This is a genomic window from Phenylobacterium sp. (genome assembly GCF_024508875.1).
Taxonomy (GTDB): Bacteria; Pseudomonadota; Alphaproteobacteria; order Caulobacterales; family Caulobacteraceae; genus Phenylobacterium.
On the sequence record NZ_JANINU010000350.1, the window covers coordinates 1 to 16,298 of the forward strand.

The 16,298-nt window shown below is 70.1% G+C and carries 14 protein-coding genes; 6 read left to right on the forward strand and 8 right to left on the reverse strand.

The window, feature by feature from the left end; genetic code table 11:
• Positions 1–86 precede the first annotated feature (86 nt).
• The 7 genes from Q0L11_RS23480 to zapE form a co-directional block, all read right to left on the reverse strand.
• Complete coding sequence (locus Q0L11_RS23480; protein ID WP_296600556.1) at positions 87–692, reverse strand: DUF1579 domain-containing protein; 606 nt, start codon at positions 690–692, stop codon at positions 87–89.
• Between the two features lie 58 nt (positions 693–750).
• The gene (locus Q0L11_RS23485) at positions 751–1,722 is read right to left on the reverse strand and encodes a YafY family protein (protein ID WP_296600557.1); all 972 of its coding nucleotides are present in this window, start codon (positions 1,720–1,722) and stop codon (positions 751–753) included.
• Between the two features lie 39 nt (positions 1,723–1,761).
• Entirely contained in the window at positions 1,762–2,265 is a 504-nt protein-coding gene (locus Q0L11_RS23490) for a hypothetical protein (protein WP_296600558.1), read from the reverse strand.
• A gap of 90 nt (positions 2,266–2,355) precedes the next feature.
• Positions 2,356–4,002 (reverse strand): EAL domain-containing protein, encoded by a 1,647-nt coding sequence (locus Q0L11_RS23495; protein ID WP_296600559.1) that lies wholly within the window; start codon positions 4,000–4,002, stop codon positions 2,356–2,358.
• 163 nt (positions 4,003–4,165) lie between these two features.
• On the reverse strand, positions 4,166–4,636 hold the full coding sequence (locus Q0L11_RS23500) for a GFA family protein (protein WP_296600560.1): 471 nt from the start codon (positions 4,634–4,636) through the stop codon (positions 4,166–4,168).
• Positions 4,636–5,709 carry a hypothetical protein gene (locus Q0L11_RS23505; RefSeq protein WP_296600562.1) on the reverse strand — a complete coding sequence of 358 codons (1,074 nt, stop codon included), beginning with the start codon at positions 5,707–5,709 and terminating at the stop codon, positions 4,636–4,638. Before Q0L11_RS23505 ends, Q0L11_RS23500 begins: the two co-directional genes overlap by 1 nt.
• 52 nt (positions 5,710–5,761) lie before the next feature.
• Positions 5,762–6,877 (reverse strand): cell division protein ZapE, encoded by a 1,116-nt coding sequence (gene zapE, locus Q0L11_RS23510; protein WP_296600563.1) that lies wholly within the window; start codon positions 6,875–6,877, stop codon positions 5,762–5,764.
• An 89-nt stretch (positions 6,878–6,966) separates the two neighbouring features.
• Here zapE and Q0L11_RS23515 point away from each other — a divergent pair, with 89 nt between their 5' ends.
• On the forward strand, positions 6,967–7,476 hold the full coding sequence (locus tag Q0L11_RS23515; protein ID WP_296600566.1) for a hypothetical protein: 510 nt from the start codon (positions 6,967–6,969) through the stop codon (positions 7,474–7,476).
• A 39-nt stretch (positions 7,477–7,515) separates the two neighbouring features.
• A complete protein-coding gene (locus Q0L11_RS23520; protein ID WP_296600568.1) occupies positions 7,516–8,328 on the forward strand; it encodes an arginase family protein in 813 nt (270 codons plus the stop codon).
• Here the strand turns inward: Q0L11_RS23520 and Q0L11_RS23525 are convergent.
• Positions 8,309–9,805, reverse strand: a complete 1,497-nt coding sequence (locus tag Q0L11_RS23525; protein ID WP_296600569.1) for a CoA-acylating methylmalonate-semialdehyde dehydrogenase — start codon at positions 9,803–9,805, stop codon at positions 8,309–8,311. The genes Q0L11_RS23520 and Q0L11_RS23525 overlap by 20 nt on opposite strands.
• Positions 9,806–9,923: 118 nt before the next feature.
• On the opposite strand from Q0L11_RS23525, the gene Q0L11_RS23530 reads away from it, so the two are divergent.
• The 4 genes from Q0L11_RS23530 (at position 9,924) to hisG (ending at position 16,153) form a co-directional block, all read left to right on the forward strand.
• A complete protein-coding gene (locus Q0L11_RS23530; protein WP_296600570.1) occupies positions 9,924–12,341 on the forward strand; it encodes a membrane-bound PQQ-dependent dehydrogenase, glucose/quinate/shikimate family in 2,418 nt (805 codons plus the stop codon).
• A 274-nt stretch (positions 12,342–12,615) separates the two neighbouring features.
• Positions 12,616–14,079, forward strand: a complete 1,464-nt coding sequence (hisS, locus tag Q0L11_RS23535; RefSeq protein WP_296600571.1) for a histidine--tRNA ligase — start codon at positions 12,616–12,618, stop codon at positions 14,077–14,079.
• Positions 14,079–15,206 carry an ATP phosphoribosyltransferase regulatory subunit gene (locus tag Q0L11_RS23540; protein WP_296600573.1) on the forward strand — a complete coding sequence of 376 codons (1,128 nt, stop codon included), beginning with the start codon at positions 14,079–14,081 and terminating at the stop codon, positions 15,204–15,206. Before hisS ends, Q0L11_RS23540 begins: the two co-directional genes overlap by 1 nt.
• Positions 15,203–16,153, forward strand: a complete 951-nt coding sequence (gene hisG / locus Q0L11_RS23545) for an ATP phosphoribosyltransferase (protein WP_296600574.1) — start codon at positions 15,203–15,205, stop codon at positions 16,151–16,153. The genes Q0L11_RS23540 and hisG overlap by 4 nt, the downstream gene beginning before the upstream one ends.
• Positions 16,154–16,298 lie beyond the last annotated feature (145 nt).

Below are 16,298 nucleotides of genomic sequence, written 5' to 3' on the forward strand. Positions count from 1 at the left end.
TCCGCACCGAGGAGGACGCCTTCTACGACGGCAAGACGGTGCGGTTCCTGGACGGGAGGCAGACGGCCCTGACGCTGATCCGGTAGCTACTCCCGCACCAGGTCGAGCACCCAGTTGTCCTCCCAGGTGCGGCCGCCGTCGATCGAGAAGGCCTGGACGAAGTGCGCCTTGTCCTTGCCCTCGTGGGTCCAGACATACCGGACGAGGATCGCCCGGCCGCCGAACACTTCGTAGTCGTACAGCTCGCCGCGACCGTTCCTGAACCTGCCGATGGTCGGCGGCGTCAGCAGTTGGCCGTGGGCGGCGTCGAGGAGATGGATGTGCCACTCGCCGCTCGCCGGGTTGTAGAGGCGCAGGGTCTGCCCGTCCTGGCGCTTGCCGTCCTTGGACGTGACCTCGAAGTCCTCGAAGTTCGCGCGCCCCCCCGCGAGCTTGCGGGTCCGCGAAGTACCTTGGTAGTCCACCCAGACGTTGGAGCCCGACAACGGCTTCTCCAGCTTCCTCAGGTGGGCCTTCCAGTCCCCGATCAGGAAGTCGAACCCGCCCCAGCCGTCGGGGTCGTCGACGCTGTTGGCGGGCGGCGCGGCTGGCGAGGCGGGCGCGCCGACCAGCGATGGCGGCTGCTGGGCGCAGACGGGCGTGGCCGCAAGGATCGCCGCGGCGAGCGCGGCGGCGGGAATGAGACGATGCATGGGGAAGCCCTCGTGTGATTGTGAGGGCGTTATGCGGACCTAAACCTGACAGGGAGCGTCAGGATTTTTGCGTCGCATACAGATTTGCCAGCTCTTGCGCGACGTCGGCCATGCGGTCCCGCAGCTCCGGCGGCGCCAGCACTTCCGCCTCCGTGCCAAGCTTGAGGAAATCCGACGCCGCGTGCTCGATCGATTCGATCGGGATCGTGACCGTCGCCCAGCCGTCGGCGTCGAAGTCCTGGGCCGCCCGGGCGGCCCGCTCGGCCAGTGGGCTGACGTTGCAGACCTGGCGCAGACCCGTTGGCGAGAGCCGGAGCGTCGCCTCGGACGTGTAGAGGCGGTCCTCGAAGTCCTTCACCCAGTTCCGCCAGAAGCCGGCCAGGTCGAAGGCCTCGGGACGCTGGAACGTGTCGGGCAGTAACTCCAGTCCCCGGATGTTCGAGACGCGATAGGTTCTCGGCCGACCGCCCGCCTGCGCCACTAGGTACCAGACGCCAGCCTTCAGTGTGAGGCCAAGGGGTTCAAGGTCGCGGTCGACAACCCCGCGCCAGCTCTCGTAGCGGACCCTGATCCGGCGGGTGTTCCAGACGGCGTCGGCGAGGCTTGGAAGGACGTCCGTCTGCTCGGCGTTGCGGTACCAGCCGATGGGATCCAAGTGGAAGCGGCTGCCCACTCGCGCGGCCCCGCGGCGGCCCTCTGCAGGCAGGGCGGCCAGCAGTTTGAGCTGCGCCGCCGCCATGGCGTCGCCGAGGCCGAGGTCGGCGGCGGGCCCGGGCAAGCCTGACAGGAACAGTGTCTCGGCTTCCGCGGCGCTGAGGCCGGTGAGCCGGGTGCGATAGCCTTCCAGCAATTGGAAGCCGCCGGTCCGGCCGCGATCCGCATAGACCGGGACCCCGGCGGCGCTCAGGTGGTCGATGTCGCGATAGATCGTGCGCACCGAGGTCTCGAACTCGTCGGCCAGTGCCTGGGCCGTCATCCGGCCGCGGGTCTGTAGGAGCAGAAGGATCGAGAGCAGGCGGCTCGCGCGCATGCCGTCACATTAGCAGCCAAACCCGACAGTTGATGTCAGCTATTGCGGCCCCGGCACATAGCCGCGTGGTCGCCGGGCGAACCAGCCGCCGACGACGCAGGAGGGCTGGCCATGGCGGATGGTGACGGTCGTCCGCTGTCCGGGCCCCGGTTGATAGACCGTCCGTCGTCCACCGACATCCACAGCGACCGCGCCGGGCCCGCTGAACTGGCAGACGCTGTAGCTCTGCGGGTTCATGAAGCCGTCCTCCCGGAAGGCCGCGCAGCTCACGTCGCCGAGGCTCCGCGTGAAGCTCACCTTGTTGTAGGTGAAGGTCTTCGGAGGCTTGTGTCCCACCACGCGCGGGTCGGCGGCCACGACCACCGGGCAAGCTGGACCCGCGATCGTCCAGAGTCTCTTCTCCGCGCGGGCGCCGGCCCAGGTGCGATAGACGTCGATGGCCGGCACGGCGACCAGCAGCAGCATCATGCCCCCGAGGCCGGCGTGCTGGAGGATGACGTCGCGCCGCGATAGCCTTCGCAGCGCCTGGATCTGTTCGATCACGGCTCGCCTCGGAAATTACATACGTAGAAATCTACACATGTAATCTAAACACACAAGCAGCTTCCGAGCCTAAACGGTCGTTGCCTGCCCTTACGCCGAGCGGCCGCGGCCCCAGGTCTCGTTCGCCCCCTGTCGGCGCGCGGCCGGCGTCGCGGAGGTGACCGGCGGCATCGCGGGGCGCGGGCCCGGCCGCCCGAACAGCCAGCCCTGGCCCAGCTTCACGCCGAGGCCGGCCACATGCTGCGCCGTGTCTTCGTTTTCGATCATCTCGGCGACGGTGCCGATGCCGAGTTCGCCGCACAGCTCGGCCAGTCGTTTCAGCAGGGTCGCGTCGCGAGGTCGGCTGTCCAACTGCTTGATGAACTTGCCGTCGAACTTGACGATGTCGGCCTCCAGCTCGCGCAGATAATCGAGCGAAGCCGACCCGGCCCCGAAGTCGTCCAGGCAAACCACGTGACCGGCGCTTCGCAGGCGCTGGATCTGGGTGTTGGCGGCCGCAAGGTCGGACAGCCGGTGGCTTTCGGTGACCTCCAGCAGCAGCCGCGGGCGAAGCGCCGGAAACGCAATGGTCGTCGCGAGCACCCCGTCCACGAACCCGGCCGCCTCCAGGGAGAAGGCGCTGACGTTCGCGGCGATCCGCACGTCGATCGGCGACTCGCGGAGTGCGGCGACCACGCTCTGCACGACGGCAAGGTCGAACTCGACGACGAGGCCCAGCTCCTCGGCCAGCCGGATCGTCGCGGCAGGGCCACCGCCGCCTTCGAAGCGCGTCAGGGCCTCATAGTGGTGCACGCCACGGGTCCGCAGCTCGACGACCGGCTGGTAGACCAGCTCGAAGCGGCCCTCCCGGACCATGTCCTTGAAGCGGTTCGAATCGGCGACAGTCTGGCGCAGGGCGGCTTCGAAGCCTTGCGCCGCGGCGGCCGGGCCGTCCTCGATGCAGCGGTCCAGCGCGTAGCGGATCGTCCGCAGGCTCTCGCCGGGCGAGCTGGGATCGAGCACCAGTTCGCCGGACGACATCTCGACGCCGGGACCGGTCAGCTCGCGAATCCGCTGCGCAAGCGCGTCGAGCCCGCCGGGAGTGGAACGCAACATGGCGAACCGCTCGTCGCCGAGGTCGGCTGCCGGCGCACCGCCATAGGACGCGGCGCGCAGCACCGCCGCCAACTTGCGCCGCACCGTCTCGGCGGCTTCCGGCTCCATGGCCGCGAGGGTCGGCGCAAGGCCGGCGAACTCCAGCAGGTCCACGTGCAGCGGCGAGCCTGTCTGTTCGGCGTGCTTGAGCAGGCTGAGCGCGGCGGATTCGAAATCCTCGCGGCTGGTAAGGCCCGTGGCGTCGACACGTACCTGCGCAGGGCTGGGCCGCCAGAGGCTGACGGCGGCGGCCAGGCCGCTGCGCTCGGGCATCTGGAAGAGCGACAGCATCGCCGGCTGGACGCCACCCGGGCCACTGATCCCGACCTGGAATGGCCCGCGACGTTCTCCGGCGCGAAGATCGTTCAGCACGGCTTCGATGAGGTCGGTGTCCCCCGCGTCGATCAGGTCGATGAACTTGTGGCCGACGAGGGTCTCGGGCTGCCGTCCGAGGAGCTGGCCTCCGGCGCCCGTTCCGAAGAGAACCCGGCCATCCGGGCCGATATCCAGCACCATGTCGGCGCTGGCGAAGACGAAAGCCAGCAACTGGACGACGCTGGGCGCGCGCGATGGCGCGCGGACCGGCGCTGCGCCTCCCGACACGACCCTGCTCACCGAAGCCGGCATACGCGCACCACCCCGACCACGAACCCGCAGCGAGACCGCAATTCGGCCGCTGCCACCCAGACGGCATAGCTGAACGTGCTTACGCGGTGCTGAACGCCGGAAGATTTTGTTTTCGCCGCAGTTCAGGCGGTGTCGAGCCTCAGAGCATCGGGTCCCGGGGCGGCCGCTTTTTCTTGCGGGGCCGCTCCCACATGACCCCTGGATAGCCCTTCAGGGGCGCCAACGGCTCGCCGAGGTAGGCCCAGTCGGCTTGCTGCGACAGGTTCATGTGATAGCGCGGCTCGCGGCCCGTGCGGGTGGCGAAGAGCGCCCGGGGCACGTTGACCATTTGCGGCGAGCGGGCGCGTTCGTAGGCCAGCGGCGTGCCGCAGCGGGCGCAGAAACTGCGGGTGACGCCGGCGTCCTCATCCGCGTAGCGGCTGACATGCTCCTCACCCTCGGCGAACCGGAAACGGCTGCGCCAGCTTCCCACGTAGGTCGCGTAGGCGGCGCCATGGGCGAGGCGGCTCCCCCCCGAATGGTCGTGCCAGGCCCAGCGGGCCGGGACGCCGATCTCCACCGCCACCGCGCCGCACGCACACCGTCCGATCGCGACCTCGCCGCGGGCCATCAGGCGACGCCCAGCCAGGCGAGGATCCGGGCGTTGGCTTCTCGCGGATAGGTGTGGCTGAGGTCGTCGAGCTCCACGTAGGTGACGTCCGCCCCGGCCTGGGCGAGATGCGCGGCGGCCTCGCGGGCCATGTCGACGGGGAACATCCAGTCGAGAGCGCCGTGGACGATATGGACCGGCAGTCCGCCGATCCGCGCCGGCTCGGCGAAGCTTGCCAGCATCGGATGGAAGGCGGCCGCCACCGGGGCGAGGTGGGTGAACGGCGAGGTGGGCTCGAGGCCCGAGACGTAGCTGAACGTCCCGCCGTCGCTCATGCCCGTGAGCAGCACCCGCGTCGCATCGACGTTCCAGCGGCCGCGAACGTAGTCCAGCAGCCGGATCAGGTTGGGCGTGTCGGGGTCGGGCCCGCTGATCGCCCACGTACGCCCCACGGCCGTAGGCGTCACCAGGATCGCCCCTCGGCTGCGGGCGTCCCGGAGCCAGCTCCACAGGAAGCTCCGTCCGCTGCCGCTGCCGCCGTGCAGCGCGACGACCACCGGCCATGTCGTCTGCGGGTCGTAGTACTCGGGCACATAGATCGAGAAGCCGCCGCGGGCCTCAGGTGCGCTGTCGTAGTGCAGGACGCCGGTGTCCGGGCCGGGCTCGGCATGGGCGAGCCGCCGCGCGAGCGCTTCGTCGCCCCGCAGGTCCGGATCGAGGAAGAAGCGGCTGACCGGCGGCAACCCCGCGGCCAGCGGATAGAGCGCCTCCTGGGCGTGGCCGACATGGCGCAAGGCGCGGAAGACCGCAGTCAGGCGCTCGGAATCTTCGGTGGCGGTGTGCAGGCCGTCGTACGCCGCGATCGTCGCCTCGGCGGCGGCCAGCAGAGGCCGCCGGACGTGATCGAGGTCGGGCGTCCAGGCCGAGAGGCGCGGGGCTTGCGCGCGCAGCTCGGCGTCCGGGCGTCCGACGGCGGCGAGGAGTTCGTCCAGGTTCGGGGGATGCAGGTAGCGCGAGACGAAGCCCAGGCGCTCCAGCGCCTGCAGCAGCGGCGGTAGGAACGCCACCAGATCTTCCAGTTCCCGCTCCTGCACGGTGGCGCCTCGCTGCCGACCTTCCCAACCTAGGGGGCGCGGCCGGCCCCCGCTAGCGGTCTTCCAGCCAGCCGGTGGAGCGCATTTCCTGCAGGCGCGAGGCCGTGCGCTCGAATTCGAACGCGCCGTCGCCTTCAGGGTACAGCTTGGTCGGCTCGGCCTCGGCCAGCACGATCAGGTGTGTGCGGGCCTCGTAGAGCGCGTCGATCAGGATCACGAGGCGCCGCGCCTCTTCTCTCCGGTTGGCCGAGAGCTTCGGCAGGCCGTCGAGGAAGACGGTGTGGAACTGCTGGGCGATGGCCAGGTAGTCGTTGGGGCCCAGGGCCACAGAGCAGAGGCTGGAGAAGGTGGCGCGCAGCAGCCCGCCGGCGGCGTGCGGGAAATGCACCTTGCGGCCCAGCACCTCCAGGGTTTCGCCGATCTCCTCCTCCGGTCCCAGCATCTCGCGCCACAGCGCATCGAACTGGCGCTCGTTGTCCCGGTCGATGGGCGAGAACCAGGTGCCGCTCGCCCGTAGCCGGTCTAGCCGGTAGTCGTGTGGGCCCGCGATGCTCACCACTTCCACCTTGCTCTTCAGCAGGTCGATGAAGGGCAGGAAGAGCTGACGGTTGATCCCGTTCTTGTAGAGCTCGTCGGGCAGGCGGTTGGACGTGGCGACCAGCGTCACGCCGCGGGCGAACAGGGCCTCGAAGAGGCGCCCCAGGATCATCGCGTCGGCGATATCGGTGACCTGGAATTCGTCGAAGCAGAGGAGGCGCGCCTCGGCGGCTACCACGTCGGCCACCGGCGGAATCGGGTCGTCGCCCTTGTGCTGGCCGAAGCGGGCCTTGCGCGCGGCGGGGTCCCCCTTGCGCCAGGCGTCGATCAGCCGATGGATCTCGCCCATGAAGACGTGGAAGTGGGTGCGTCGCTTCGATGCCTCGCCCGCCGTCTCGAAGAACAGGTCCATCAGCATCGACTTGCCGCGGCCGACCGGTCCGATGAGGTAGACGCCCAGCTGCCCTTCCGGCTTGTGGAACAACTTCTTGAGCGCGCCCTTGGGGTGGGCGGCGGCGAGGTCGGTCTCAAGCCGCATGAGCGGTTGCAGCGCTGCCGCCTGCGCCGGGTCCGGGCGGATCGAGCCTTCGCGGACGCGGGCGTCGTAGGCGGCTTTCAGGGCGGAGGCCATCGCCTCCCGCCTAGCCGGGCCGGCCGGCGAGCGCAAGGAACGGGGCGGGCCATCCGAGGGTTGATCCGACCTAGTGACAGGAGTTTTCCATGGCCGATCCGAACGAACGCACCGTTTCCACGAGCGAAGCGGAGACCAACCGGGGCCGCCCCCAAGGACTAGGCGTCGGCCAGCGCGAAATGGACGCGCAGCGCGATCCCGGCGGCTTCCAGGCGGCCACCAATCCCGAGCAGCGCAGCTTCGAGGGCGACCTTGACGGCGCGACCAACGGAGATCGTCCGCGGGAGGCTGATTTCGGCGGCAGCGACGTCCAGGCCGAGGGCCCCCACCGCGCGCCGCCGGCTTTGGCCATGCCTGATCGCAACGCCGCAGGCCTGGGCGACGTCGAGGGCGACCTCGGCGCCGGCACGCCGGCCAACGTCGACATCCACAAGCTGGGACAGGACGATAAGCCGGAGCAGGAGTGGGGCGAACCGGCTGGCGAGGGCGCGGTCTATTCCACTAGTCACGCGATGCGGCCCGAGCGCACCGAAGCGCTGCGGGGCCAGGGCGCCAAGACGAGGCGCGCCACCAAGGACCAAATCAGCCGCCGCGGCTAAGTCTTGGGCGAGACGCGGGCGTCGCGCTAACTTCGCGGCATGACCCGCGTCGCGCTCCTGGGCCTGCCCACTGACCAGCATTCTTCCTTCCTGCGCGGCGCCGCCAAGGCGCCGCCGGTCATCCGCGCGGCCCTGCGATCCCCGCACGCCCACCTGACGGCGACCAACGGGCTCGTGCTGGATGAGGGGCTGCTCAACGACCTTGGCGATGCGCCGCTCCGCGAGGACGACGGCGATTTCGACCGGATGTTGTCGGCGGTGCGCGAGGCCTTCTCGGCCGGCCCGGCGGTGGTGCTGGGCGGCGACCACGCGGTGACCTACCCGATTCTGGCGGGCATCGCGGCGACGGGCCGCGCGCCGCCGCAGATCGTTCACGTCGACGCCCACTCCGACCTTTACGAGGACTTCGAGGGCGACCCGCTCAGCCATGCCTCGCCGTTCGCCCGGATTATGGAGCGTGGCCTTGCCTCCGGCATCGTCCAACTCGGCATCCGCACGCCCAACGCCCATCTCGTCGCCCAGGCCCAGCGCTACGGCGTGAAGGTCTTCGCCCCGCACCAGCACGCGGCGGGCCTCGCCGCCCTGCCCAAGGCGCCGACTTACATCTCCATCGACCTCGACGGCCTGGACCCGGCCTACGCGCCGGGCGTGTCGCATCACGAGCCGGGCGGGCTCACCACGCGCGAGGTGCTGGACGTGATCTGGAACACGCCCGGCCCGGTGATCGGCGGCGACATCGTCGAGCTGAATCCGGATCGCGACATCAATGGCATGACCGCCGTGCTGGCGGCCAAGCTGCTGAAGGAGCTCGTGGCCCGGGTGGCGCAGGACGCTATTTCATCGTCGGGATGACAAACGCGCTGTCCTCGACGGCGCCTTCCGGCCAACGGGCGGTGATGGTCTTGGTCTTGGTGTAGAACCGGACCCCTTCCATGCCGTGCTGGTTGATGTCGCCGAAGGCTGAGCGCTTCCAGCCGCCGAAGGTATGGTAGGCCACCGGCACCGGAATCGGCACGTTGATGCCCACCATGCCCACCTGCACCCGGCTGGCGAACTCGCGCGCGGCGCGGCCGTTGCGGGTGAAGATGGCGACGCCGTTGCCGTACTGGTGGCTCGACGGCAAGTCGAGGGCCTCCTCGAAGGTCTCGGCGCGGACGATCTGCAGGACGGGACCGAAGATCTCCTCGTTGTAGGTCTTCATGCCCTTCTTCACACCATCGAACAGCGACGGACCGATGAAGAAGCCCTTCTCGTAGCCCTGTAGCGAGAAGCCGCGGCCATCGACCACCAGCTCGGCGCCTTCGTCGACGCCCATCTGGATGTAGTCGGAGATCTTCTGCTTGTGCGCCTGGCTGACGACCGGGCCGTACTGCGCCGCAGGATCGGTGGAGATGCCGACCTTCAGCGTATCCAGTTCGGCCAGCACCCGCTCACGCACCTCGTCGGCGGTCTTCTGGCCCACCGGCACTACGACGGGCAGCGCCATGCAGCGCTCGCCGGCCGAGCCATAGGCGGCGCCGATCAGGTCCTTGGTGGCCTGTTCCAGGTCGGCGTCAGGCAGGATGATGCCGTGGTTCTTGGCGCCGCCCATGGCCTGGACGCGCTTACCGTTCGCCGTGCCGTGGCTGTAGACGTAGTGGGCGATGTCGGAGCTGCCGACGAAGCTGACCGCCTTGATGTCGGGATGGTTCAGGATGGCGTCGACGGCCGTCTTGTCGCCGTGCACCACGTTAAGTACGCCCGACGGGGCGCCCGCTTCCATCATCAGTTCGGCCAGGCGGACCGGGACGGTGGGATCCTTTTCCGACGGCTTCAGGATGAAGGTGTTCCCGGTCGCGATCGCGATGCCGAACATCCACATCGGGATCATCCCCGGGAAGTTGAACGGCGTGATGCCCGCCGCCACGCCCAGAGGCTGGCGCATGGACATGATGTCGATGCCTGGGCCGGCGCCTTCGGTGTACTCACCCTTCAGCATGTGCGGGATGCCGCAGGCGAACTCGATCACCTCCAGGCCGCGCTGGATGTCGCCTTTACTGTCGGCGATCACCTTGCCGTGCTCGCTGGACAGGATCTCGGCCAGTTCGTCCATGCGCGCTTCGACGAGCCGCTTGAATTCGAACATCACCCGGGCCCGCCGCTGCGGGTTGACCAGCGCCCAGGCCTGTTGCGCGCGAACAGCCGACTGGACGGCGCGGTCCACCTCGGCCTCGGTGGCGAACTGGACGCGGGCACGCACCTCGCCGGTGTTCGGGTTGAAGATATCGCCGTAGCGGCCGGACGCGCCCGTGAAGGCCGCGCCGTCGATGAAATGGGTGATCTCACGCATGGGCTGGCTTTTAGGCCGCGCGCGCTTGGGAGCCTAGGGGGCATCTCTCCGACCCTTCCGGAACGGCAGCCCGCCGCGGGCCGTTCACCTCGCGGGACGCATGCCAGGGAGAGCAGCCATGGCCATGGCGCCAGACAAGCCACGCAACCTTCTCGTCGCCTACGCCATCCGTGCGTTCGCCATTCTCCTGGTTCTGATCGGCGTCGTGCTCATCGGCGGTGGTGGCTGGCTCGTCGCGCTGGGTGGCTCGCCCTACTATGTGCTGGCCGGGATCGGTCTGGCGGCGGCCGGCTGGCTGCTGTTTCGCCTGCGACTGGCGGGTGTCGTGGTCTACGCGGCCGTGTTCGCCGCCACAGTGGTTTGGGCGTTGTGGGAGGTCGGTCTCGACAGTTGGGGCCTTATCCCTCGCCTGATCGGCCCGGCGATCCTAATGGCCCTGGCGGCTTGGGCGGCCTGGGGCCTTGCGGAGACGCCCAGCCTCCGGCGCACCGCCCGCTGGGCGTTGCCCGGCTTCCTCCTGCTCGCAGTCGTCTTCGGACTGGCGGTCTACGCCGTCGACGCGCCCGCCGCGGCGCTGGCGTTGCCGGCGAGAGCGCTTGCGGCACGCGATCCTTCATCGGCCGCCGCTGGCGCCGACTGGCCGGCCTACGGCGGCACCTACGCGGCCCAGCGCTACTCGCCCCTGGCCCAGATCACCCCCGCCAACGTCGGCAAGCTGCAGCGGGCCTGGGTCTTCCACACGGGGGACCTGCCCAGCGCCATCGCCAAAGACACCTATGGTTCGGAGAATACGCCTCTGAAGGTGGGCGACACGCTGTACGTCTGCACGCCGAAGAGCCAACTGATCGCGGTGGATCCTTCGTCGGGCCGCGAACGCTGGCGCTTCGATCCCCACGTCCAGGACATCTGGATCCCCTATACGGCGGCCTGCCGCGGGGTGGCTCACTACATCGTTCCAGGCGCGGCGGCGTCGGCGCCCTGCGCCTCGCGGATCATCTGGGGCACGTTGGATTCCCGACTGCTCGCCGTGGACGCGCGGACTGGTCGCGCCTGCGAAGACTTTGGTCAGCGTGGGCAGGTTGACACCAAAGCCGGCATGGGCCCGGTGACGCCCGGCATGCTGTCGATCACCTCGGCGCCCACGATCGTTCGGGGTGTTGTGGTGACCGGGCACCAGGTGCTGGACGGCCAGCGCAGGGATGCGCCCTCGGGCGCGATCCAGGGCTACGACGCCGTAACCGGCGCGCTCCGCTGGGCCTGGGACATGGAGCGTCCTGACCTTACCGGCCTGCCGCCCGCCGGCGACATGTACACCCGCGGTACGCCCAATATGTGGACCACGGCGTCCGGCGACGAGACCCTGGGTCTAGTCTATCTTCCCCTCGGCAACACGGCGGGCGACTACTGGAGTTCGAGCCGGGGCGCGCGGGAACGCCAGTTCTCGACCTCGCTCGTGGCGATCGACGTGATCACCGGCAAGCCGGCTTGGAAGTTCCAGGCCGTGCACATGGACGTTTGGGACTACGATCTGGGCTCGCAGGGCACGCTTGTCGACTTCCCGACCGCGCACGGCGCGGTTCCGGCGATTGTGCTTCCGGGAAAGCAGGGCGACGTCTACGTTCTGGACAGGCGGACCGGTGCTCCTCTGACGAAGGTGGTCGAGCGCCCCGCGCCCCAGGGTGGCGTCGAGCCGGCCATGCGGTCGCCGACGCAGCCCCACTCGCTGTTCCATACGCTGCGCAAGGTTGACCTGACCGAACGCTCGATGTGGGGCATGTCGCCCATCGACCAGATGGCCTGTCGCATCCAATACCGCTTGGCCGAATACCGCGGTTTCTACACGCCGCCGGAAACCCGGCGCCGGTGGGTCGAGTACCCCGGCTACAACGGCGGCTCGGACTGGGGCGGCGTCGCAGTCGACCCCGTGCGCGGCGTGATCGTCGCCAACTACAATGACATGCCGAACTACAACCGGCTGATCCCGCGCGCGGAAGCCGACCGCAAAGGATGGGCCCCGAGAGGACAGACGCGCGGAGGGCCGCTGGGCGGCGGTCCCGAAGGGGCGGGCGACCCGCAGGTGGGGACGCCGTACGCCATCTCCGTCAACGCCGGATGGCGGCTCCCGATCACGCGCCTCCTCTGCAAGGAGCCGCCCTACGGCGGCATCCGCGCGATCGATCTGGCCACAGGGCGCACGCTTTGGGACCGGCCGTTCGGTACGGCGCGGCGCAATGGGCCGTTTGGGATCCCTTCGGGCCTGCCCTTCCACATCGGAACGCCAAACAACGGCGGCTCGGTTGTCACGGCGGGTGGCGTGGTGTTCATCGCCGCGGCGACCGACAATCTCGTGCGCGCCATCGACCTCAAGAGCGGCCAGACCCTTTGGGAAGACAAGCTCCCAGGCGGCGGCCAGGCGACGCCAATGACCTATTCGGTCGGCGGCCGCCAATACGTGGTGATCATGGCCGGCGGCCACCATTTCATGGAGACGCCTGTCAGCGACGCGCTGGTCGCCTACGCCCTGCCGCCGACCTAGCAGGACCGCGTTCGTGACTCGGTCATCAAGTTCGTCTAAGAGCGCCGACGTCATGACGCGGTTCGCGCACCACCACGGCCACCACCACCATCCGACCCTGGCGGGTCCGGAGCGGGTGCGCGCGGCCTGACGCGAACCCTTCCGAGCCCCGCCGACGCGGACGGGGCTCGATGCTTCAGCTTCGTCCGTCGACCTCCTTTCCGAGAGACGACGAATGAGCCCTTCCGAAACCACTTCCTTGAGTGACGACGCCGCAGCCGGTAAGCGCCCGGCCATGAGCGAGCCGCAACGTCCCGAAGCCCGTAGCCCCCGTGGATTCATCGACCGCCGTGCGCGGGACGTGGCCAGCGAGCGGGCGATCCTCTCCGCCGTCAGCGGCGTCTACGAGCGCTGGGGGTTCGAGCCGCTGGAAACCGGGGCCTTCGAGTACGCTGACGCCCTAGGCAAGTTCCTTCCCGACGCCGACCGGCCGAACGAGGGCGTCTTCGCCCTCCAGGACGACGACGAGCAGTGGATGGCCCTGCGCTACGACCTCACCGCGCCCCTGGCCCGATTTGCGGCCCAGAACTGGGAAACCCTGCCCAAGCCGTTCCGCCGCTACGCCTTCGGGCCGGTCTGGCGCAACGAGAAGCCCGGCCCAGGCCGCTTCCGCGAGTTCGTGCAGTGCGACGCCGACACGGTGGGCTCGGCCCGCCCGGAGGCCGACGCCGAGATCATCGCCATGGCCGTCGAAGGCCTGGAAGCCGCCGGCCTGCCCACCGGCGCCGCGCTCATCAAGATCAACAACCGCAAGCTCCTGAACGGCCTGATGACCGCCGCCGGCGTCACGGCCGAGGCGCAGAAGCTGGCGGTGCTGCGGGCGGTGGACAAGCTGGATCGCCTGGGGCCCGACGGCGTGCGCCTGTTGTTGGGCGAGGGGCGCAAGGACGAGAGCGGTGACTTCACGAAGGGCGCCGGGCTGAACGCCGCGGCGGCGGAGCGGGTGCTGGCTTTCACGGCCGCCGGCGCAGGCGACCGTACGGCGACGCTGGCGAAGCTGGCCGATGTGGTCGGCGGCTCGGCGGAAGGCGACGAAGGCCTGGCCGAACTGGCCGCCATCGACGCCGCGCTGACCGGCCTGGGCGTGGCCGCCGACCGGGCGACGTTCGACCCGTCGGTGGTGCGGGGGCTGGAGTACTACACCGGCGCGGTCTTCGAGGCCGAACTTCTGCTCAGCACGACCGACGAGAAAGGCCAGCCGATGCGGTTCGGCTCCATCGGCGGCGGCGGACGCTACGACGACCTCGTCGCGCGGTTCACCGGCGATCGGACGCCCGCCACGGGTTTCTCGTTCGGCGTCTCGCGCCTGGCCGCGGCGCTGCGGGCGGCGGGGCGAGCCCAGGCCGCGGCGCGGGGGCCGGTCGTGGTCATCGCCTTCGACCAGAGCCGCATGGCCGACTACTTCGCCGTCGCCCGCGAGATCCGCGCCGCCGGCGTCCCGGCCGAGGTCTACCTGGGCTCGTCGGGCATGAAGGCCCAGATGAAGTATGCCGACCGCCGCCTGTCGCCGGCCGCGGTGATCGTCGGCGAGGACGAGCTGGCGGCCGGGACCGTCACGGTTAAGGACCTGGACCTGGGCCGCGAACTGGCCGGCAAGGTCGCCGACAACGCGGCGTGGCGCGAGCAGCGTCCCGGCCAGCAGACGATCCCGCGGGGCGAACTGACCGCCGCGCTGCGTCGCATCCTGGACGCGGGCTGATGCGCATCGAACCGACGGTGCCGGCCGACGTGCTGGCCGCGATCCGCGCGCCGCTGGAGGCCTCCGGGGCCGAGCAGGCCGATGCGCCGCTGCTGCAACCGCTCAACCTGCTGCTGGAGCTGGCGGGCGAAGCCATGCGCGCCCGGCTGTTCGTGGTGCAGGCCGAGGGTGGCGCCGAGAGCTGCCTGAGGCCCGACTTCACCGCGGCCATCGCGCGCCAGCACATCGAGGGCGGCCGGGCCGCCGGGCTTTACTGGTACCAGGGCGCGGCCTTTCGCTCGGCGGGGGGCGAGGATCGCCCCGAGGAGTTCGTGCAACTGGGCCTGGAGATGTTCTCCCCCGGGGGCGGCGCGGTGGAAGCCGCCGACGCCGAGATCGCCGCCCTGGCGTGGCGCGCGGCCGAAGCGGGCGGGCGCAAGGACCTGTCGCTGTGGCTGGGGGACGTGGCGCTGTTCGGCGCCTTCGTCGAGAGCCTGGACCTGCCCGAGACCTTGGCCGGCCGGCTCAAGCGGGTGGCGGGCCGGCCTCGCCTGTTGTGGGCCGAGCTGTCGCGGACGGGCGAAACGACCGCAGCGGGCGGCGCGCTCGCCGGGTTGCTGGCCGGGCTGTCCGAAGCCCAGGCGGCCGCGCTGCTCGAAGAGGTCTGGGCGCTCGCGGGCGTCGAGCCGGTGGGCGGCCGCGGTCCCGCGGAGATCGCCGCACGCCTTGTCCGCAAGGCCGAGGCGGCCGAGGCGCCGGCGCTGACCGAGGCGCAGGCCGACGCGATCCGCGCCTTCATGGCGATCGACGATTCCCCACCCTACGCCTTCGCCCGCATGCGGGAGGTGAGCGGCGCGAACGACGGGGCGCTCAAGGCGGCGCTGGCAGGCTGGGACGCGCGGCTCCTGGAGCTCGGACGGACGACCCCGGCGGAACGGGTCCGGTTCACGCCGGCCCTGGGTCACGCGTTCGACTACTACGATGGGCTGACCTTCGAGGTTCGAAGCGATGCGCTGGGCCCCGAGCGGCCGGTGGCCGTCGGCGGACGCTACGACAGTCTGCTGCCCCGCCTGGGCGGGCAGAGCGAGGCGCGCGCGGTGGGATGCATGGTGCGCCCCTGGCGCGCCTGGACGGGAGGCGAGGCGTGAGCGGTCTCATCATCGCGGTCCCGTCCAAGGGCCGTCTCAAGGAACAGGTCGAAGCCTGGCTCGCGGACAGCGGGCTGAAGCTGGAGGTCACGGGCGGCGCCCGCGGCTACATGGCGAGCCTGAAGGGTGTGGCGGGCGCGCAGGTCCGCCTCCTCTCGGCGGCGGACATCGCCGACGCGCTGGACGCAGGCGAGGTCCACCTGGGCGTCACCGGCGAGGACCTGCTTCGCGAGCGCGGCGAGGACCTGGACGGGCGCGTGCTGCTGTTGCGCGCCCTCGGCTTCGGGCGCGCCGATCTCGTGACGGCCGTGCCGAAGAGTTGGCTGGACGTGGAGACCATGGCCGACCTCGAGGAGGTGGCGCACGAGCACCTGCGCCGTACGGGCCGGCGGATGCGCGTGGCGACCAAGTACCTCACCCAGACGCGCGGCTTCTTCGCGCGCCACGGCATCGCGGACTATCGGATCGCCGAATCTGGCGGCGCCACAGAGGGCGCGCCGGCGGCCGGCTCGGCCGAGCTCGTGGTCGACATCACCACGACCGGCGCGACGCTGCAGGCGAACGGGCTGAAGGTGCTGACCGACGGCGTGATGCTCAAGAGCCAGGCCCAGCTTGCGGCGTCCCTTCGCGCCGCCTGGGACGCGGACGCCCTGGCCCAGGCCGAGCGGCTCCTGCGGATCGTCGAGGCGCGGGCCGCGGCTCTGCGCAGCTCGACCCTGGCGTGGCCTGCGCGGGGCGACGACGCCGAGGCGGCGGTGGTCGAGACGCTGGTGGCGGCCGGCGCGTCGCGGCGGCCGAACGGCCTGCTGGTCGATTCGGCGAAGGTGGCCGACGCGTCGCTGGCCCTGAACGCCGCGGGGCTGGGGCCGGTGACCGCGTCCAAGCCGGATTTCGTGTTCGACGTAAACTGTCAGCCCATGGACTGGCTCAAATCTCACGTTATTTGACGTTGACGTCAAAAAGGACGTGAAAATTTGCGTCTGCTCGCGATTTTCTGATCGCTCAGCCCCTTTTCGGCGGGTTTGGCCCGTTGACTCGGGTAGAAAATTGCCGTTCTGTCATCAGGCGAGAGACATGAAGGCGCTAGTCCTG

Coding starts and splice junctions, on each gene's coding strand:
- Q0L11_RS23480 (WP_296600556.1), bottom strand. CDS start 692: ATGCATCGTCTCATTCCCGCCGCCGCGCTCGCCGCGGCGATCCTTGCG.
- Q0L11_RS23485 (WP_296600557.1), bottom strand. CDS start 1,722: ATGCGCGCGAGCCGCCTGCTCTCGATCCTTCTGCTCCTACAGACCCGC.
- Q0L11_RS23500 (WP_296600560.1), bottom strand. CDS start 4,636: ATGGCCCGCGGCGAGGTCGCGATCGGACGGTGTGCGTGCGGCGCGGTG.
- zapE (WP_296600563.1), bottom strand. CDS start 6,877: ATGGCCTCCGCCCTGAAAGCCGCCTACGACGCCCGCGTCCGCGAAGGC.
- Q0L11_RS23515 (WP_296600566.1), top strand. CDS start 6,967: ATGGCCGATCCGAACGAACGCACCGTTTCCACGAGCGAAGCGGAGACC.
- Q0L11_RS23520 (WP_296600568.1), top strand. CDS start 7,516: ATGACCCGCGTCGCGCTCCTGGGCCTGCCCACTGACCAGCATTCTTCC.
- Q0L11_RS23525 (WP_296600569.1), bottom strand. CDS start 9,805: ATGCGTGAGATCACCCATTTCATCGACGGCGCGGCCTTCACGGGCGCG.
- Q0L11_RS23530 (WP_296600570.1), top strand. CDS start 9,924: ATGGCCATGGCGCCAGACAAGCCACGCAACCTTCTCGTCGCCTACGCC.
- hisS (WP_296600571.1), top strand. CDS start 12,616: ATGAGCGAGCCGCAACGTCCCGAAGCCCGTAGCCCCCGTGGATTCATC.
- Q0L11_RS23540 (WP_296600573.1), top strand. CDS start 14,079: ATGCGCATCGAACCGACGGTGCCGGCCGACGTGCTGGCCGCGATCCGC.